This is a genomic window from Acinetobacter sp. YH12231, from assembly GCF_013417755.1.
Lineage (GTDB): Bacteria > Pseudomonadota > Gammaproteobacteria > Pseudomonadales > Moraxellaceae > Acinetobacter > Acinetobacter amyesii.
This window is the reverse complement of sequence record NZ_VPDJ01000012.1, coordinates 102,899-121,202: the sequence shown is the minus strand read 5'-3', so window position 1 is coordinate 121,202 and position 18,304 is coordinate 102,899. Positions and strand designations below refer to the sequence as shown.

Sequence of the window (18,304 nt, the reverse complement as noted above, 5' to 3'; positions counted from 1 at the left end):
TTAGAGGAATTGCCACAAGATACGATAAGCTAAAACGTAACTATCAAAGCGCTGTTGCTTTAGCTTGTATATTTATATGGTTGCCTCTTTAGCTCAATTTATCGGCTGTAAATGTCAACACACCCTACTCTATGCTTTTAATTTTAAAGGATGATGTAATGCAAAGAGATCAATGCCACTCCTATGCATTGATCTCTTGAAATTAAACTTATTTGCTGACCGTACTCATAAAGCTCACTGCGGAAAACAGCCAAATAAACAGGATAAAACTCCGTCCCTGATTAAAATGCGCGACATCGGTACCATGCAAAATATTATGACGGGTCATCGCTACGGTAGAGCTGCTATCCATTTGATAGGCCGCCAATTCGGCAAAATACGGATTCAACTCATTGGCAATTTTAGATTTGTGCCAAAGGCTTTTAATTTCACTGCCTTTAAGTCCCGGTACAATTTTATAGACATCGACAAATTTAGTGCCGTTTTGATTTAAGAAACCGGTTTGAATCAAGACGTCCGTCAAAATACCTTCAAGCTGTGCATATAACACAGGGATACAGCCTGCATGAATATTTAATTTATACAGTTTAAACGCATCTAAAAGTACCTGACGGCGCGCTGCTTTATGTTCACCAATATTCAAAGCATCAAAGGCTTTCAACATTTCTGTCTGAAAAAACTCGGTGTTAATCGCATCGAGTAAATGAAACTGTTTTTGATCTTCATGTTGATGAAGCAGTTGCCAAAAATACAATAAATTTAAAGCATCATTCGCTACTTTCATTTCTACCGGCTGATCTAGTTCATCGGCCAAAATATCGAAGTAAGGCTCATCTTGTGCCAAATGACGCAGGGTTTGAATCAGTAAGGCATGCTCATCTGCAGAAATCTGCTCTAAATATTGCTGCGCATCTTTGATAATGTGATGCCCCAATTTATGACGCTGTTCATTTTGAGGAATACGAGTGATTGGCTGATCGTCTTCATAGTCATCTTCATACATGGGCTTGTTACTCTTAGGCATCACAGTTATGCCCTATTATCACTGTAATTGTGTCAGCAATATAGATTTTTTTACTTTTGCAAAGATTTCACCTATTCCCTTGTGCAAGTACTGGCTATCTCATGTAAAATTACAGCCCATTGCATAAATACGAATGAGAGAGTCATATCCGTGCGTAATATTTTAGTTACTAACGCCCTTCCATACGCGAATGGCCCAATTCATATGGGTCATTTACTCGGTTATATCCAAGCAGATATTTGGGTACGTGCGATGCGTGCAATGGGTCATAACGTGACTTATGTATGTGCGGACGATGCTCACGGCACAGCGATCATGCTCCGTGCGGAAGCAAACGGTATTACACCTGAACAGCAAATTGCCAATGTTCAAAAAGAACATGAGCGTGACTTTGCTGGCTTTAAAGTTGACTTTGACCATTACGACTCAACCAACAGCCCTGAAAACCAAGCACGCGCTTCTGAGATTTATATTAAGAACCGTGAAGCAGGCAACATTGCTGTACGCCCTGTTACGCAATTGTTTGACCCTGAAAAAGCGATGTTCTTGTCTGACCGTTTCATTAAAGGCACATGCCCAAAATGTAAAGCAGAAGACCAATACGGCGACTCTTGTGAAGTGTGCGGTACAACCTATAACGCAACTGAATTGTTGAATCCGAAATCGACTTTAAGTGGTGCGACTCCTGTAGAGAAATCTTCAGATCACTACTTTTTTAAACTGCCGAACTTTGGTGAATACCTACAAAAATGGACACGTGATGAAGGTCGTCTACCTGTGTCGATTGCCAACAAATTGGATGAATGGTTTGAAGCAGGTTTATCTGACTGGGACATCTCACGTGATGCACCTTACTTCGGTTTTGAAATTCCAGATGCGCCAAACAAATACTTCTACGTTTGGGTTGATGCGCCAATCGGCTATATGTCGAGCTTTGAAAACTACATCAAGACCAAACGTCCTGACCTAAGCTTTGACGATTACTGGAAAAAGGATTCTCAAAATGAAGTCTATCACTTCATTGGTAAAGACATCGTTTACTTCCACGCGTTGTTCTGGCCTGCAATGCTTGAAGGTGCAAACTACCGTACCCCAACAAGCTTATTCGTTAATGGTTTCTTGACTGTAAACGGTCAGAAGATGTCTAAATCTCGTGGTACATTCATTAAAGCAGAAACGTATCTTGAGCATTTGAACCCTGAATACTTACGTTACTACTTCGCGTCTAAACTTTCTGACAAAGTTGAAGATTCTGACTTGAACCTTGATGATTTCGTTCAAAAAGTGAATTCAGACCTTGTTGGTAAAGTGGTAAACATCGCTAGCCGTTGTGCGAAATTCATCAACACCAAGTTTGATAACAAACTTTCTGCAACGTGTGCAGAGCCTGAATTGGTACAAAGCTTTATTGATGCAGGTGCATCAATCGCTGCTCAATATGAAGCACGTGAATTCTCTGCAGCCATCCGTGAAATCATGGCGCTTGCTGACAAAGCCAATCAATATATCGATGAGAAAAAGCCTTGGGCTTTAGCGAAAATTGAAGGCGAAGAACAACAAGTACATGACGTATGTTCTGTCGGTATTAACTTGTTCCGTCAATTGGCGGTGTACCTTGCACCAGTACTTCCTACCTTGGCAGCAGAAGTTCAAAGCTTCTTAAAATTAGAATCTTTCGACTTTGCGTCTGGTAAAACGATTTTGGTGGATCATGAAATTGCTCAATTCCAACCATTGATGCAGCGTGTAGACCCGAAAGCGGTTGCTGCAATGGTCGATGCGTCTAAAGATTCTTTAGCTGCGCCTGCTGAAGCACCAAAAGCGGAAAAGAAAAAAGAGAAGAAAGCTGAGAAAAAACCTGAACCTAAAGTTGGAGAAGCTGAGATTATTGGCATTGAAGACTTTATGAAAGTTGACCTGCGTGTCGCAGAAGTTTTGGAAGCTGCTACGGTTGAAGGTTCTGACAAACTTCTTCAATTGACTTTAAATGTCGGTGAAGCTGAACCGCGCAACGTGTTTAGCGGTATTCGTGAGTTCTACCAACCTGAAGACTTAAAAGGCAAATTAGTAGTCATGGTGGCAAACCTTGCACCACGTAAGATGCGTTTTGGTATTTCAAACGGGATGGTTTTAGCTGCGGGTAATGGTGAAGGTGTTTGGGTGATTTCACCTGAAACTGGTGCTAAACCGGGTGATAAAGTGTCTTAATTTTTAGATTAAGATAAGAAAAAGCCTCTACGTTGTAGGGGCTTTTTTATGCCTTTAGGTTCCCTCTCCTTTTAGGAGATGAGAAGCACTGCTTCGCAAGGTAACAAAAAATCTTTTGTTTACTTGATGGTGCGTCCATGTATCACAAGTGAACGGCGACATCCATGTCGCCTACCATCTAAAACAATGCTCTGTGACTAGTTCTGTTTTTTATGAAATCGAGCAAATCAGCTGTAAATTTTAGAACTTCAGCATTTGCCTTGTCGTATTGCAAAGAATCACTTTTAGCTACTCATATACTTTAAATAAATGATTCATTTCGACAAATTGACGTAGCTTTTGATCAAGTTGATCTGGAAACTCCCCAAAAAATTTATCCAACTGATCCAATTGAATACTTTCAGCTTCGGTGCTGTTTTTTAAAATATTAAATCTTAATCCTTGCTCAAATGGAACCTCTAAAGCACCAAATAATAGTATTTTCGCACTTTCTAATAATTCTAAACTTTCAAAAGCCTGTAACGCTTTTAGAGCTTGTATCGTTTCAGCATAATAATCGCCTGAGCTATTATGAAAATATTGATCAAATCCACCATTAAAAACTTCTGCAATTAATATTTTCACAACAAAATAGACTTGATTCTCAAAACTTAGTTTTTTCAAATCCTCTAAATCAGATACCTGCTGTGATAAATTCAACCAATATACATATTCTTCAGATGCTCTATATTTTTTCTCCTCATCGTAGTATTTCTTAGCTGCTTCTATTTGGTTTCTATAGCCTTTAGCACAAGGAACACATAAACCCTGATTCTTTATTGCCGTATCAGATAAAATAAGTGCTTTACAAGTCAAACAAGCAATTCTTGTTTCCATTTACACCTCCATATATTTTATGCTTGCAGATACACATTACCCTAAGCAACTTCCAATAATAAGATTATTCCTACTTAAAAAAGGCTTTGTTGCACAAACCTATCTGTAAAGGCTTTTTCAGCGATATAATTTTCAAATGAAGAAGCTTACACACAAAATCTACCGCACAACCAATTGGCCCGCATATAACCGAGCACTCATGAGTCGCGGAAATATTGCCCTTTGGTTTGATTCTGCTACGCAATGGTATGCACCATCAAAAGGCAAACAAGGGCGAAATCAAACCTACTCCGACGCAGCCATCCAATGCTGCTTAATGATTAAATCCTTATTTCGTCTGTCTTTACGTATGGTTACTGGCTTTGTGCAAAGTCTGATTAAACTTTGCGGATTAAATTGGATAGCTCCAGATTACACCACGCTTTGTAGAAGACAAAAGCATATTGATATTGTAATCAGCTACCAAAAAAGTAGCGATGGGCTGCATCTACTCATAGACTCTACAGGCATGAATTTTCTAGGTGAGGGCGAATGGAAGCGCAAGAAACATGGACCTGAATATCGTCGCCAATGGCGTAAACTTCATATTGGTATAGATGCTGAAACCCTTCAAATACGCGCCATTCAACTCACTACAAATAATGTGAGTGATTCACAAGTGCTTGGTGATTTACTCGATCAGATTCCACAAGATGAGCAGATTGACTCTGTTTATACCGATGGAGCTTATGACACCAAGCAATGCCGTCAGGTCATTGCAGATCGGCAAGCGCATGCGGTGATTCCACCTAGAAAAAATGCGAAACCATGGAAAGATATAAAGAGTAGCTCGCTAGAGCGAAATGAATTACTTCGAACAGTTACACGTTTAGGCAGGACACTATGGAAAAAATGGTCAGGCTATCATCGGCGAAGTTTGGTTGAAACTAAGATGTACTGCATTAAATTATTAGGAGATAAACTCAATACAAGGAGTTTTGATAGCCAAGTGAATGAGATACATACACGTGTAGCAGTCCTCAACAGATTTACGGAATTAGGTCGACCACTTACCCAAGTTACGCCTTAAATTTGGCTCAATTAGGGGCGTTTTGCATTTCCAATCTTTGTGCAACAAAGCCCTTAAAAAATAAAAATTAAACCAAAAATAATCACATTTATATTCGAGAAACGATCAATTTTTTTTATTAAAAGGAAAAACAACCTAATGTATGCTAAAAACATCCACTATCTTACAAGGTATAAGAATTCCATGAAAAATATAAAACCCCTATTCTTTGCACGTATTCTCATCAACACATAAACATAACAACTAAAAAGCCCCTAACTAGAGGGGCTTTTTATTATTTCTGCGGACTTAATCCATTCTGCGCAAAGTTTGGCGAACGAGGCCCATACAACAAGCCCTTCTGCTCACTTAAACGAGGTGAATAAAGTAAATGACTAACTGTCCCAGACAACACATAAGCTTTATCGCTTAAATGATTCGAGATTTGGTCAACTAAAGCACCCACTAGCATACCGACTAAACCAGCATTATTGTTGCTGTTAGACAGCACTTGCTTTTCAGTTCCTTCCCAAAGTAACTCACCTGTTTTTAGATCAACTAACTTCGCTTCAACAGCAACCGTTGCAACAGTTTGAATAACTTGATACTTAGAACCGTATTCCTTCACTTTGACATAAAGCGCAGCATCAGCACCAAAGATTTCTTGAAGCTTTTTAGGGCTAATCGTTTGTGCATCTGCGCCGTTATAAACACCATTTTCTTTAAACATGGTGTCAACAACACTGATTGGAAAAACGTAATAGCCAGCTTCAGCTACTGGCACCGTCACAGTCGACCAGTAACTATTGGTTGCACGAGTATCAGGTGATTCATTCACAGGTGGCATCACCAAAATAGATTTTGGCATATTTGCAGTATAGGTACTTAAATCACGTGTATTTTTAGGTGCAGTTGCACAACCCGTTAATAAGCCAACAACGGCAGTAACTGTAAATAAAGTTTTTAAATGCTTCATTTTTTTGCTCCTGCTGAAGTTTGACCCGTCATTTTTTTCAATAAACGATCCATTAATACAGTCGACTCAGGATAGACCTGACGCTCAAGCTCAAAATATTGAATCGCACGCGGTGCATCATTCATATTTAGGTATTGCAGTCCCAAATGTGCATACAGTCCAGGCGGAACAGCTAAGTTTTTCGCCTTAGCTTTTTCAACGTCTTTTTCAAGTTTTAATACTTGATCTTGTGGCATCGCTTTCTCAGGCAAACTTAAAGATAAATAAGTTTGCTGTGGAAATTCACCCCAGCTGTACAATGACTTTGGCGCAGTTGCGCACCCAACCAAACTTAGCGAAATAAGACCGCTCATCAATAAAAAAATATGTCTCACAGCAACATCCTATTACTTGTTAGACCACTTGCCAGTCTGTAAATCAAGCACAAGATTATTCACTGCTTCACGTACAGCTAAATCTAAAACTTTACCATTTAATGTTGAATCGTAAGATGCAGTAGAGCCAAAGCCAAGTACTTCTCGTTCGCTGAGTGCGTACTCACCAGCACCTTGTACAGAGTGTACAATCTCAGCCGTTTTTACATCTACAATGTTTAGATTAACTTTTGCATAAGCAATTTGAGTTTTACCACGACCTAGTACACCAAAAAGCTGGTGATCACCCACTTCTTTACGACCAAACTCAGACACATCACCAGTTAATACAAAACGCGCACCTTTAATCGACTGCGCAGATTTACTGAATCCAGATTCCTGCTGTAATTCAGATAAATTATCGCGGTTAAGTACAGAGAAATATCCAGACTGCTGAAGATGCGTTTCTAAAATTGTTTTTGCTTGACCACCTAAACGATCAACATTATCCGAAAAAATACCACGCATATAGCTTGAGCGATTGTCAAATTTACCAATCGAAACAGGTGTTTTTACACCAGTATATTGAACCGCTGCGGTTGCTGCTGTGACTTGCGGCGCTTGTATAGTTCTAGAAGTCTCTGTTGTTGAACAAGCTGTTAAAGACATACACCCCAATGCAGCTATTAATAAAATTTTATTAGACATATCATCCCTCTGATATTTATATAAAAAGCATACAAATAATAACAGTAAATAACATGATAAATGAAGAAATTTACCCGTTTAATAGCAACAAATATCGATCTAATTAACTTGTTTTTAACTCAGCTCTACCAACACATATAGCAGAATTAATACGCGACAGCCTGCAAAGATACATTTGACCTCAAAAATTTCAGCATAAAAAAGCCTCTATTCGTAGAGGCTTTTTTTGGGGGAGCTAAGTTCAATCACTTCATCCCAAAAATCAGCTTTAACCCAAGCACTGTCATCACTGCCCCTGCTGCCCGATCAAAACCCGCTTTAAACTTCAAATAGACTTTACGTGGTTTTTCTGCTGACAAAGCCACAGCGACCAATGAGCACCACCCTGCATCGATAAAGAAACACAAAACTGGCAGTACAAAGTAAAAATACGTTGGAATCTCTTTCGGTAAAAGTGCCGTAAAAATACTGGCTAACACAATTGCAATTTTCGGATTCGACAACTGGGTAATTAAACCAGTGGTAAATGCACGACGGAGTGACATTTCCGAACTGCTCGCATCGCCTGCTTCGATGGGTTCTTTGGCATGTTTTATAATTTTAGATGCCATCCAAAGCAGATATAAACCACCACAAATTTTTAAAGCCAAATAAGCAGAAGGTACAGCCAATAAAAATGCCTGCAAACCCAATACCGCTAATAGCCCAAATATTGCAGCGCCTAAACCTGTACCAAGCGCGGTAAATAAACCGTGTTTACGTGAAATCGCAATGGAATTCTTCGCCACATAAATTGACGTTGGCCCCGGGCTCATTGCACCAAGTAATAGTGCTGCCGCAATCGAGCCTAATATCCAAAATGATTCCACTGTCACACCGTTTTCACTTAAATTCGTGGCAATTTTACAGATAGAATCTCTGAATTTCTCCCTATAATTTGCAGTGTTTATTTTAATTGACCAAATTTTTCACTATAAATAACTTGAATACCGCATTAATCCATCGCATGATCGCTAAAAGTACAAATTAATATCAAGACAATGAAATTAGCCGAAGCCCTACTTTTACGCAGTGACTTACAAACTAAATTGGCCTCGCTGCAACAACGAATCAATAACAACGTGCTCATTCAAGAAGGTGATGCACCCAGCGAAGAACCAAATGCTTTAATTCAAGAAGCATTTGCTGTAAATACAGAACTTTATGGCTTAATTGAAAAGATTCACGCCACCAACGCACAGGCTAAAACCAGTTCAGGACGCTGCATGCTTTCGGTCCTCAATGAACGTGATTTATTGACCCAACAGCATCGTATCTTGCAACAAGCGATTGACAGCTCACGCCGTGAAAATGGTCGTTATAGCTCAAGTGAAATCCGTTGGATTAAAACCATTGCAGTGGCAGATTTACAGAAACAAGCCGATAGCATTAGTCAGCAACTTAGACAAAATAACTTAGAAATTCAGGCATCCAATTGGCAAATAGACCTAATAGATTGACCTGATTTAATCAATTGAACCGCGGTTCATTCCAATTCGGGCATACTGGGCGAGTACAGAGCCTTTTTAAATGTTTGTAAGGCTTTAATCCAACAAACTAAACTGCAGAAGTAAGACGTCTACTTCAAAATGTTCACACATGTGACGTAGCACACTGCATCTGTGACTCTTTACATGTCACGTCTCACTACCGTGTACTGACAGTATGTCCACCCTATTTTTGACGGATCTATCTGCTAGTCGTCATCCGCAGCGGCTTCATTGAGTGCAACATCCTCACGGGGTAATTTATAGTCATGGTCATTTACAGGGACACCACCAATGATCATGGTGCGATGTTCGTTTTGAGGACGATGCAATTCGTCAGTCGTATCACAACCCACCATCCAAAAACTGCACAGGCACAGCATAGGCAGCACAGCCCGACTTAATTTGCTCATTGGATGCCCTCCATTTTTATAATTATCTTGCTTATAAATTCAGCATAGCATTTTTGTGCAGATATTCACCTTATTTATCTGCCGATTTAGGGTCAATTGTCAGGAATTATGTCTCGGCGGTCTTTCCAATGCGGATGCAGATTGATGCCGATAGAAAAATATTTTCTTTTTAAAATAAATAATTTATTCATTTTCTTATAACCACATAGAAGACAAGTTACAAAACTGCTATCGAATACGATTTTACTTCGGACACTTTTGTCCGTTTAATAGCTAGATAAATTTAGAATGATGATGTCAAAGAATAATGTCCACACGTCAACAACTCGCTGCGCAAAACCGAGAAGTGCTTTTAGAAGCTGCAATTGAGGTATTCCGTATTCACGGGATCAATGCGCCTTTACAACTCATCATCAATCAGGCTCAAGTTGGACGTGCGACGTTTTATCGTAATTTTAATGACCGTCGTGAGTTGGTACTCGCCTTAATGCAAGCTGCCTTGAACCGACTTGAACAGCGTGCGCTTAATTATGCACAGTTCGATGATGGATTTATTCGCCTCATTCAAGACCATATTTATAATATTCCCTATCTCACGGCTTTAATGGAATATTGGCGTGTGATCGATCGGGATGATCCTGCCATGGTTGAAATATACCAACGACGTGATGCCATTTTGCAACCGATGATTGATCAGGCCATTCAAAATGGTCGCTGCCGAGCAGACTTTAAACCGGCAGACTATGCCATGGTCACCTCCATTTTACGTGCAGCTTTGCAAGGCCATACCGAGGCAGATCAGGAAAAACTCGCCAAACGTGCCGTGGAATTTTTACTACATGGTATTTGCGGGTAACACGTCATGTCCAAATCACCGCGTTTATTGGAACCTGCTCCGGATTGGACACCCGAAGAAAAACCGACTTTGCCCGGCTCTCCGGCTGCCATTGCACATCCCACCTATAAGCGTTTTTTATACTTCTTTATCGGTTTATTTGTTGCGATCTCGGGGAGTTTAAGTAATGGATTTATCACGGCAAATTTACCCCTTCTACAAGGTGAATATGGATTAACGCCTTCAGAAGCGGCATGGATCCCTGCGGCATTTGTTATGGCCAATGTCAGCTCTAACCTGATCTTATTTAAAGCCCGCCAACAATATGGACTTAGGCTATTTTCAGAAATTGGCTTGGTATTATTTATCGCGGTGATGGTGCTGCATTTATTTGTCCATACCTATGAAATGGCAATTTTTGCACGGGTGATCAGTGGCTTACTTGCAGCTCCACTCAGTTCGCTTGGGATGTATTACATCATGCAAGCCTTTAAACGTGCTCATTTTGGTCGTGGGCTTTATCTGGCTTTGGGCTTTCAGCAGTTGGGTATACCGCTGGCATGGATCATGTCGCCCTATCTGGTCGATGTAAATGATTGGTCTATTTTCTATACCTTTGAATTAGGTTTAGCCTTATGTTGTTTGGCGATGGTGGTCTCTCTAAAACTGCCACGCAGTCTACGTATCGAAGTGTTTGAAAAGCAAGATTTATTCACCTTTGCATTATTGGCACCCGGCTTTGCGTTGCTATGTATCGTGTTGACTCAAGGCCCGATTCTTTGGTGGTTTGAAGCTGAATGGTTGGCCTATTTACTCATCGCCGCTTTGATTCTTTTAGTTGTTGGTCTGACCTATGAACATTTTCGGGTCAACCCCCTTATTGTCACACGCTGGCTCGGAACATCGTCTACCGTGAGTTTTATTATTGGTGCCTTTGCCATTCGCTTTCTCATGTCTGAACAAAGCTATGCGGCAGTGAATTTTTTGAAAACCATGGGCATGGGACCCGACCAATTCGTTTCTTTTTATACCGTTGTGCTGATCGGAATTGTCTTAGGCACAGTGTTTAGTGCCCTGACCTTTTCCAAAGAAAAAATTGTGCTTCATCTGCTCGGTGCAGCAGGTCTCGTGCTCTTTGCCTGTGCACTGGATTACCACCTGACCAGTGATGTACGACCGCATGATTTTTATTGGAGTCAGTTTTTGGTGGGCTTTGCTAGTGGCATGTTTATTGGCCCACTTTTGCTTACAGGCATTGTCAGTGCTTTGCAAAAAGGCCCATCGCACATGGTGACGTTTATCGTGCTGTTTTCTGCGACACAGACCTTTGGGGGACTGGTTGGATCATCGTTCTTTTCGACCTATCAGCAAATGCGTACCCAAACTTATCAGGCACAGATTTATAATGATTTATCGCAAACCTCCCCTATAGTCGAACAGCGCCTACAACAATTGGCGCAAAGTGCGCATCAATATTCTTTAGACCCTAATTTAGATCAACAACAAGCCATACGTAGCCTTAATCAAACCATCACTCGAGAAGCCCAAGTTCGAGCCTATAACGATGTGATTTTTTTAAATGGCATATTCGCCGTTTTATTGTTGCTTTGGGGTTTATTGCTGATGGGCAAAAATAAATATCAATTACGCCAACAGCAACGCACGGATAGTAGTTAAAATTTTCCCGACTTAAACAACATAAGCAACCGCCCAATGACCTAATTGATATTGAGAACAACATGACCGAAGACCATAAACCCACTGAGCAAGCAGCACCGCAGCAACCACAAACAGCAACCGCTATGCCTGCGCCATCGAGCAAGCTTATTTCTACGCCGCAGCGTACCCTGGTTTTCATGTTGATTATCCTCTTGTTGGGGATTGCACTGATCTTATGGGCGTGGCGGATTGGTCCATTTCATAACAGTATCGAGTCGACTGAAAATAGCTATGTCAAAGGCAAAACCACGGTGCTTTCATCACAAATTAATGGTTATGTGAAAGATGTTTTGGTGACGGATTTTGATCATGTGAAAAAAGGTCAAGTGCTTATGCATATCGATGCAACGACCTATGATCAAAAAGTCACACAGGCTGAATCTGGGGTGGAACAAGCACAGAACTCACTTGCCAATCAAAGCCAGGCCATTGAACAACGCAGAGCAGATATTACGGCAGCCGAAGCGAAAGTGGACCAATCACGTGCGGCCTATGAATTAGCTCTTGCACAAATGACGCGCTACCAACAACTCGGCAATACTGGCGCTGCATCGAAATCAGAACAAGATAAAGCGATTGCAGACGCTAAAATAGTTTGGCCCAACTTCATCAAGCAGAAGCCAATTTACTGGTTGCCAAAGAATCATTCAAAACTGCACAAGTTGCAGCGACAGGGCTTAAAGCGCAAGTGAATAGTGCTAAAGCACAATTTGATCAGGCAGTGACCACCAAAGACTACAGCACGATTGTGGCACCTATGGATGGTCAACTTGGCGAAGTCAGCCCGCGTATTGGTCAATATGTTGCGGCAGGCACTCAACTGATGTATTTGATTCCACAGCAGCGCTGGGTGACTGCCAACTTTAAAGAAACGCAAATTGCAGATATGCATATTGGTCAAAAAGCGTGGTTCAGCGTCGATGGCATGAAACATCAAAAATTTTACGGCAAAGTTGAGCAAATCTCCCCTGCGGCTGGTTCTGAATTTAGTGTATTGAAACCTGACAATGCCACAGGAAATTTCACCAAAGTCGTGCAACGCATTGCCGTGAAAATTGCGATTGATCCCAATCAACAAGGTTTGGAAAACTTAAGACCCGGTATGTCTGTCGTGACCTCTGTTGATGTTGCTAGTTAGCGGATGCTGGTAGTGAAGTGCATTAAGTAAAGTTGAGCTGAACAAGATGTAAAGGATTTCATCTTCCGCACCTACCGTTTTACAATGCCTACCTATTTGACCTCTAACCACCAAGATAACGATTACCAACATGTTTGAATCTATCGCCCACGCCATTCCTGAGCAGACTATTCAATATCAAGGGGTTGATTTGTGTATTAAGCGTTTGGACTTGGTACACCCACAAATATCAGGCAATAAATTTTATAAACTCAAATATAATTTTATTGAGGCGCAGAAATTAGGGTTTAAACAGGTGCTTAGCTTTGGCGGTGCTTATTCAAATCACATTGCAGCCACAGCATATGCTGCACATTTATTTGGATTCGGTAGTCTAGGCATCATTCGTGGAGAAGAATTACAACATCAAGCCCGAAATCCTACTTTAGCCACCGCCGAACAGTTTGGTATGCAGCTCAGTTTTGTCACACGCCAACAGTATCGAGAACAGAAACAAGCAGACGCTTTAGCGCAATTACGACAGGAATTTCCCGAACATTATGTCATTCCTGAAGGTGGAACCAATGCATTGGCTATCCGTGGCTGTAGAGAAATCTTAAGCCATGAAAATCAAAAAAATTTTGATCTCATCTGCTGTGCAGTCGGTACAGGTGGAACCATAACGGGCTTGATTGAAGCCAGTGCTGAACATCAACATGTTCTTGGCTTTTCAGCGCTCAAAGGCAATTTTCTTTGCGACGATGTTGCTCAGCTGACGCAGAAAACCAATTGGAGCATCAGTGATGAATTTTGCTGTGGTGGCTATGCCAAAACAACGCCGGAACTTTTACAGTTTATGCATGACTTTGAGCAACGCTATGCGATTCCATTAGAACAGGTCTATACGGCTAAAATGCTGCGAGGTATTTTCTGCATGATTGAGCGGGGTCAAATTACAAGCCATCAACGTGTTTTAGTGATTCATACTGGTGGCCTACAAGGTCGCCTGAAAGGTTCAACCGAAGCGCTAAAAAGCGTATAATCCTGCGTCCTTTCTTCCACGCGGAAACTTACCATGTCGCAAAATCAATATGATGTCCTTGTTTTAGGTGCTGGCGCATCAGGCTTAATGACGGCATTTAAAGCGGCGCAGCGTGGACGCAAAGTTTTGGTGGTTGAAAAAGCTAATAAAGTTGGCAAAAAAATCCTAATGTCTGGCGGCGGTAAATGCAATTTCACCAATTTATATGTCGAACCAGAAAATTATATTTCACATAATCCGCACTTTGTTATTTCAGCATTAACTCGCTATACCAACTGGGACTTCATTGGTATGGTCTGCGAATATGGCATTGAGTACGAAGAGCGCAAACATGGGCAGTTATTTACCCAAAATGGTGCAAAAGAAATTCTCGCCATGCTATTGGCAGAATGTGACAAAACAGGCTTGGTGGATATTAAAACCAACTGTGAAGTAAAAGCAGTCAATGCCTTGCCAGAACAAGGCTTTCAAGTGGCAACCAATCTAGGCTATTTTGAAGCAGAATCGGTGGTTATTGCCAGTGGCGGTCTTTCTATTCCTACTTTAGGTGGTTCAGGAATTGGCTATGAGATTGCCAAACAATTTGGTCATTCTGTCTACCCCACTCGCGCTGGCTTAGTACCCTTCACTTTCTCCGATAGTTTTAAAGAAGTCACCACACGCTTGAGCGGCAATGCTGTTGAAGCCACGTTATCGAATGAGTTAAACAGTTTTACTGAGGCTCTACTCTTTACTCACCGTGGTTTAAGTGGCCCAAGCTCATTGCAGCTTTCAAACTACTGGGATGTCGGCCAACGCTTTAATATCAATTTCCTTCCAGCTTTAGATGTTTTAGATTTCCTCAAATCTAAGAAATCTAGTCAACCCAAAGTGTTACTGCGTACACTGTTCAATGAACACTTACCGAAAAGTGTAGTTATAGAATTACAAAATCTGATTTGGCCTGAACAAGCTGAATTAGCCATTGGCAATATTAGTGATGAAAAACTAGAACTTATTGCAAGCCGTTTAGAAAGCTTTGAAGTGAAGCCATCAGGCACTGAAGGTTACCGTACTGCTGAAGTTACACTCGGTGGTGTGGATACCACTGAAGTCTCATCAAAAACCATGGAAAGTAAAAAACAGAAAGGCTTGTACTTTATTGGCGAAGTGCTCGATGTAACGGGTCATTTAGGTGGATACAATTTCCAATGGGCATGGGCTTCTGCACATGCGGCTTCTGAATACGTCTGATCTCGACATAGAATGAATTAATCATAATCTGCAGATGATCTCTGCATAAAAAAGGCTGATTCATTCAGCCCTTTTTTTATGCCCGATCTGACTTATTCAAGATAGTCGGTTTTAAATAATGATACTGACGACGACGAAGTTCGTTGAATTGTCAGATCCATTTTTTCAACGGCAACTGAAATATGTTGTGGTTGCACGCTTGCGGTTTGTTTGAGTGTCGATACTAAAGTATTGAGCATTGAAATTACCCCCATTTTGCCATTCCTTTGCACGGATCATAAGTGTCATTCATGACAGCAATATGAATCCTAAGTTTTTATATTTTAAGTAATATTCCATATATCACTATTACTTAAAATACCAATTTTCGAGTAAATTTCAATCATTATTTTTGGACTGATTGGTATAATTTTTTTCACTGTTTGGCGGTGATTGTTCTGCCTGCTCCAAATTAGTGCGTTTTGATTTTGCAAAAATAAAGCGTCGTGCGCTTGCCAAAAAACCCACCGTGATCCCTGCAATAATCACTGGGGCTAAAAATTTATTCGGTGCTTTTGCCATACAATATTCCTTATAAAGCATTAAAATCGACCACTTAAGCGTGGCCGATTTTCTAAAGACGGAACAGGTTAATTAGGGTCATCCGGTTTTGGCGGAGTTACAGGTGCCGAAGGTACATCAACCTGTTTTTCAGCCTCGCCTGTCGATCCAAATGGATTATTTTGTGGTTGATCACTTGGGTTTACATCCAACTGATCTGGCGTCGCAGTTTCTTTTTCACTGACGCCGGGAGCAGCCTGTTGAATGTTTGGATAGCCATCATCGGTTTTCACTTCAGAAGTCATCACAGATGTTGATGGCGTTGGACTCGCTACAGACGATGTAGGCGTATTAAAGGTGGTTTTTGCCTTCGCCTGTTCCTGTACTGGATTCGGTTCGTTGGCTTCACGTTTTGCTTTATCAATTAGATCTGATAACAATCGTTCTGCTGGATTGCGACCACCTAAACCAAAGGCCAAAGCGAAAGCAACTGCGACCGCGCCGAGGGTTAAACCAAAGGCCAAATTTACGATCGAGTCGGCAATACCCATGGCACGTAAGCCCATGGCGACAACCAAGCCCATAATCAGCACACGAACCAAATTACCTAACCAACGTGAACTGTTGTATTCCCCACGTTGCACCACATTTGCCACAATATTGGCAAGCCAGAAGCCCACCACCAAGATCACGGCACCAAGTAAAATACTTGCACCGAACTGGATAAACATGGCAATCAAGGCACTGATTTGTTCAAAGCCTAAACGGTTAGCGGCTTCAGATACCGCAAACAGCATGGTGAAAAATACGATCAGGCAACCGACCACATCCGACACTTTGGTTTTGCCCAAAAAGCGTTGAATGTCTAATTTTTCTGGCACAGTATCAACACCTGTACCCGAGATCACATCCACAACTAGACGCGCTACAAAGCGTGACACCACATAGGCCAAGATTAAGATTAAACCTGCGGCAATGATGTTCGGTATCGCATACATGATCTCATGTAACATGGCTGTTGCAGGCTGAGAAATCGCCTCGATACCAAGTGCTTCGAAAGCCACAATTAAAGCCGTGATAATAACTATAGCAAAGACAAAATTACCCAAAACTTGAGCAAGTTTTGCATTTTTGAACATGCCCACTTTTTCGACTTGCTGCTGCAAACTCAAACTGTTTACCAAGCCTTCCACAATGCCTCGCACAATCTTCGCCAAGATGTACCCCACAAAGACGATGACACCGGCAATAAAGATATTTGGAAGATAAGAAACAACTTCAGTGACCATATTTTGGATTGGGAACAAGAGACCGTTCAAACCCAATATCGATAAAACAATCGGTAGGAAAAGTAACAAAATCAGCCAATATACAATTTCACTGATATTTTGACTGATTGGACTGACGCCAACCTCAGAACTAAGTTTTTCATCGAGTTGGGTTTTATCAAGCAGTTTCTTTGAACCGACTTTGACCAAACTCGCCACGATCCAGCCAATAAAACCTACAGCTACTGCAGCCAAGAGCTGTGGAATAAATAACAAGAACTGCTGAATCATGTTACTGAATGGGCCACTGACACTAGTCAAATTCAGTACATTGAGTGCACCAATGACGGCAATGATCAAAATTATCCAGAACACAACTCTGGAGACTATATTTTCAACATTGGAACGGTGCCCAGTTGCATTTGAAAGTTTTTGATTTGTACCTAATTTTTGCAGAACTTTTTTGACGCCAGCAGCAACCAATAAAGCAATGACCCAACCTATCAGGAGAATTGCTACTGCACTTAAAATGGGGTGAAACTGTTCCCAATAATACATGGCATCAAAACGGCCACGCGGACCACCCAGATAATCATTCATACGTTCGCCCTCATTGTTATACATGATCTGTTGTTATGTGCATTTTTACGTATGCCGCGTATCACACAGCATTAATGCTTTGAACTTAAGCTTTCTTTTCCACCTTAGTTTTTGCGTATTTTTTAATCAACCAAAGTATGCATAACTCCAACAAAAGCTCACAATTGAATGTAAAAAAGCCTTGGGACAACCAAGGCTTTATTTATGTCAGTCTGATGAGAAAATTAAGGTTCAGATCTTGCGCTCATGTAACACTGACTCATGTATTTATCATCAATGATCTGTCGCAGTTGCTGTATTTGAATCATTGGCAACAGCTTCATCCCCCGCTGTACCGCTAGTCGTATCATTGGCAGTTGCAGTTTGTGCATTCGGTGCAGGATGATCAGGTGGTGCATCCGAAGCAGACGGTTTCATATCTGCAAACATATAAAATAATAACGCGATTAAGAAGATACCCACTAAAATTAGCATATACACTGGGATACGTTTTTTTTGTGTTGTTTCTTCTGCGCTGGTGGTATGGGGCGGTTTATTAAAATCGTGTGTCATATTCCCCTCGCTATTTTGTTGTTCGTCGTTCACTTTTTATACTAGCAATACAATATCCTTTGTTGTGTGAAGAACAATTACAATCCGTGAAAACATGTAACTTAAAAGATCAGTTCAATTTACATCCGTTTTTCTGTTTAGATAGTTCCCTTAATTTTAGATTTAAAATCAATCGCTAAGGTAAAAATATCGGAGCATGAAATGAATGTACCATTTCAATCGTATTCATTTTCAGAGTATCAAGTGTTGCAAAAATAAATGCTTTT

General features: G+C 41.0%; 17 protein-coding genes and 2 pseudogenes. 9 read left to right on the top strand and 10 right to left on the bottom strand.

Annotated elements, in window-relative coordinates; translation table 11 throughout:
* Positions 1–92, top strand: a pseudogene (locus tag FTV11_RS09305) (IS5/IS1182 family transposase); the annotation flags it as partial.
* Between the two features lie 116 nt (positions 93–208).
* Here the strand turns inward: FTV11_RS09305 and FTV11_RS09300 are convergent.
* A complete protein-coding gene (locus FTV11_RS09300; protein WP_180073885.1) occupies positions 209–1,003 on the bottom strand; it encodes a hypothetical protein in 795 nt (264 codons plus the stop codon).
* A 171-nt stretch (positions 1,004–1,174) separates the two neighbouring features.
* Here FTV11_RS09300 and metG point away from each other — a divergent pair, with 171 nt between their 5' ends.
* Entirely contained in the window at positions 1,175–3,232 is a 2,058-nt protein-coding gene (metG, locus tag FTV11_RS09295) for a methionine--tRNA ligase (protein WP_180073883.1), read from the top strand.
* A 288-nt stretch (positions 3,233–3,520) separates the two neighbouring features.
* Here metG and FTV11_RS09290 read toward each other — a convergent pair whose 3' ends face one another.
* Positions 3,521–4,108, bottom strand: coding sequence for a DUF4375 domain-containing protein (locus tag FTV11_RS09290; RefSeq protein ID WP_180021298.1), 588 nt, complete (start codon positions 4,106–4,108; stop codon positions 3,521–3,523).
* 136 nt (positions 4,109–4,244) lie between these two features.
* On the opposite strand from FTV11_RS09290, the gene FTV11_RS09285 reads away from it, so the two are divergent.
* Positions 4,245–5,177 (top strand): IS5 family transposase, encoded by a 933-nt coding sequence (locus tag FTV11_RS09285; protein WP_180073882.1) that lies wholly within the window; start codon positions 4,245–4,247, stop codon positions 5,175–5,177.
* 274 nt (positions 5,178–5,451) lie between these two features.
* Here FTV11_RS09285 and FTV11_RS09280 read toward each other — a convergent pair whose 3' ends face one another.
* From FTV11_RS09280 to FTV11_RS09265, 4 genes are all read right to left on the bottom strand, one after another.
* Positions 5,452–6,132, bottom strand: a complete 681-nt coding sequence (locus tag FTV11_RS09280) for a GNA1162 family protein (RefSeq protein ID WP_180007515.1) — start codon at positions 6,130–6,132, stop codon at positions 5,452–5,454.
* The gene (locus FTV11_RS09275; RefSeq protein ID WP_180007598.1) at positions 6,129–6,485 is read right to left on the bottom strand and encodes a DUF4810 domain-containing protein; all 357 of its coding nucleotides are present in this window, start codon (positions 6,483–6,485) and stop codon (positions 6,129–6,131) included. Before FTV11_RS09275 ends, FTV11_RS09280 begins: the two co-directional genes overlap by 4 nt.
* 33 nt (positions 6,486–6,518) lie before the next feature.
* Positions 6,519–7,193, bottom strand: coding sequence for a CsgG/HfaB family protein (locus FTV11_RS09270; protein WP_180007514.1), 675 nt, complete (start codon positions 7,191–7,193; stop codon positions 6,519–6,521).
* Positions 7,194–7,438: 245 nt separating this feature from the next.
* Entirely contained in the window at positions 7,439–8,062 is a 624-nt protein-coding gene (locus FTV11_RS09265) for a LysE family translocator (protein ID WP_180073881.1), read from the bottom strand.
* A gap of 171 nt (positions 8,063–8,233) precedes the next feature.
* Here FTV11_RS09265 and FTV11_RS09260 point away from each other — a divergent pair, with 171 nt between their 5' ends.
* Positions 8,234–8,692, top strand: coding sequence for a DIP1984 family protein (locus FTV11_RS09260; RefSeq protein WP_168378581.1), 459 nt, complete (start codon positions 8,234–8,236; stop codon positions 8,690–8,692).
* A 236-nt stretch (positions 8,693–8,928) separates the two neighbouring features.
* On the opposite strand, the gene FTV11_RS09255 is transcribed toward FTV11_RS09260, so the two are convergent.
* Positions 8,929–9,132, bottom strand: a complete 204-nt coding sequence (locus FTV11_RS09255) for an NF038215 family lipoprotein (protein WP_078191077.1) — start codon at positions 9,130–9,132, stop codon at positions 8,929–8,931.
* Between the two features lie 307 nt (positions 9,133–9,439).
* Between FTV11_RS09255 and FTV11_RS09250 the strand changes: the two genes are divergently transcribed.
* The 5 genes and pseudogenes from FTV11_RS09250 to FTV11_RS09230 all read left to right on the top strand — a co-directional run bounded on the left by FTV11_RS09250 (position 9,440) and on the right by FTV11_RS09230 (position 15,078).
* A complete protein-coding gene (locus FTV11_RS09250; protein ID WP_180007512.1) occupies positions 9,440–9,988 on the top strand; it encodes a TetR/AcrR family transcriptional regulator in 549 nt (182 codons plus the stop codon).
* Between the two features lie 6 nt (positions 9,989–9,994).
* Positions 9,995–11,644, top strand: a complete 1,650-nt coding sequence (locus tag FTV11_RS09245; RefSeq protein ID WP_078192276.1) for an MFS transporter — start codon at positions 9,995–9,997, stop codon at positions 11,642–11,644.
* 62 nt (positions 11,645–11,706) lie between these two features.
* Positions 11,707–12,824 (top strand): annotated as a pseudogene (locus FTV11_RS09240) (HlyD family secretion protein).
* Positions 12,825–12,954: 130 nt separating this feature from the next.
* Positions 12,955–13,845 (top strand): 1-aminocyclopropane-1-carboxylate deaminase/D-cysteine desulfhydrase, encoded by an 891-nt coding sequence (locus FTV11_RS09235; protein ID WP_180025847.1) that lies wholly within the window; start codon positions 12,955–12,957, stop codon positions 13,843–13,845.
* A gap of 33 nt (positions 13,846–13,878) precedes the next feature.
* Positions 13,879–15,078 carry an NAD(P)/FAD-dependent oxidoreductase gene (locus tag FTV11_RS09230; protein ID WP_180025848.1) on the top strand — a complete coding sequence of 400 codons (1,200 nt, stop codon included), beginning with the start codon at positions 13,879–13,881 and terminating at the stop codon, positions 15,076–15,078.
* Between the two features lie 378 nt (positions 15,079–15,456).
* On the opposite strand, the gene FTV11_RS09225 is transcribed toward FTV11_RS09230, so the two are convergent.
* The 3 genes from FTV11_RS09225 to FTV11_RS09215 all read right to left on the bottom strand — a co-directional run bounded on the left by FTV11_RS09225 (position 15,457) and on the right by FTV11_RS09215 (position 18,038).
* Entirely contained in the window at positions 15,457–15,639 is a 183-nt protein-coding gene (locus tag FTV11_RS09225; protein ID WP_180025849.1) for a hypothetical protein, read from the bottom strand.
* A 68-nt stretch (positions 15,640–15,707) separates the two neighbouring features.
* Positions 15,708–17,486 carry a mechanosensitive ion channel gene (locus FTV11_RS09220; protein ID WP_180073880.1) on the bottom strand — a complete coding sequence of 593 codons (1,779 nt, stop codon included), beginning with the start codon at positions 17,484–17,486 and terminating at the stop codon, positions 15,708–15,710.
* A 273-nt stretch (positions 17,487–17,759) separates the two neighbouring features.
* Positions 17,760–18,038 carry a hypothetical protein gene (locus tag FTV11_RS09215; protein ID WP_078191085.1) on the bottom strand — a complete coding sequence of 93 codons (279 nt, stop codon included), beginning with the start codon at positions 18,036–18,038 and terminating at the stop codon, positions 17,760–17,762.
* Between the last annotated feature and the right edge of the window lie 266 nt (positions 18,039–18,304).

Coding starts and splice junctions, on each gene's coding strand:
- FTV11_RS09300 (WP_180073885.1), bottom strand. CDS start 1,003: ATGTATGAAGATGACTATGAAGACGATCAGCCAATCACTCGTATTCCT.
- FTV11_RS09290 (WP_180021298.1), bottom strand. CDS start 4,108: ATGGAAACAAGAATTGCTTGTTTGACTTGTAAAGCACTTATTTTATCT.
- FTV11_RS09285 (WP_180073882.1), top strand. CDS start 4,245: ATGAAGAAGCTTACACACAAAATCTACCGCACAACCAATTGGCCCGCA.
- FTV11_RS09280 (WP_180007515.1), bottom strand. CDS start 6,132: ATGAAGCATTTAAAAACTTTATTTACAGTTACTGCCGTTGTTGGCTTA.
- FTV11_RS09275 (WP_180007598.1), bottom strand. CDS start 6,485: ATGAGCGGTCTTATTTCGCTAAGTTTGGTTGGGTGCGCAACTGCGCCA.
- FTV11_RS09270 (WP_180007514.1), bottom strand. CDS start 7,193: ATGTCTAATAAAATTTTATTAATAGCTGCATTGGGGTGTATGTCTTTA.
- FTV11_RS09260 (WP_168378581.1), top strand. CDS start 8,234: ATGAAATTAGCCGAAGCCCTACTTTTACGCAGTGACTTACAAACTAAA.
- FTV11_RS09255 (WP_078191077.1), bottom strand. CDS start 9,132: ATGAGCAAATTAAGTCGGGCTGTGCTGCCTATGCTGTGCCTGTGCAGT.
- FTV11_RS09250 (WP_180007512.1), top strand. CDS start 9,440: ATGTCCACACGTCAACAACTCGCTGCGCAAAACCGAGAAGTGCTTTTA.
- FTV11_RS09245 (WP_078192276.1), top strand. CDS start 9,995: ATGTCCAAATCACCGCGTTTATTGGAACCTGCTCCGGATTGGACACCC.
- FTV11_RS09235 (WP_180025847.1), top strand. CDS start 12,955: ATGTTTGAATCTATCGCCCACGCCATTCCTGAGCAGACTATTCAATAT.
- FTV11_RS09230 (WP_180025848.1), top strand. CDS start 13,879: ATGTCGCAAAATCAATATGATGTCCTTGTTTTAGGTGCTGGCGCATCA.
- FTV11_RS09225 (WP_180025849.1), bottom strand. CDS start 15,639: ATGGCAAAAGCACCGAATAAATTTTTAGCCCCAGTGATTATTGCAGGG.
- FTV11_RS09220 (WP_180073880.1), bottom strand. CDS start 17,486: ATGAATGATTATCTGGGTGGTCCGCGTGGCCGTTTTGATGCCATGTAT.
- FTV11_RS09215 (WP_078191085.1), bottom strand. CDS start 18,038: ATGACACACGATTTTAATAAACCGCCCCATACCACCAGCGCAGAAGAA.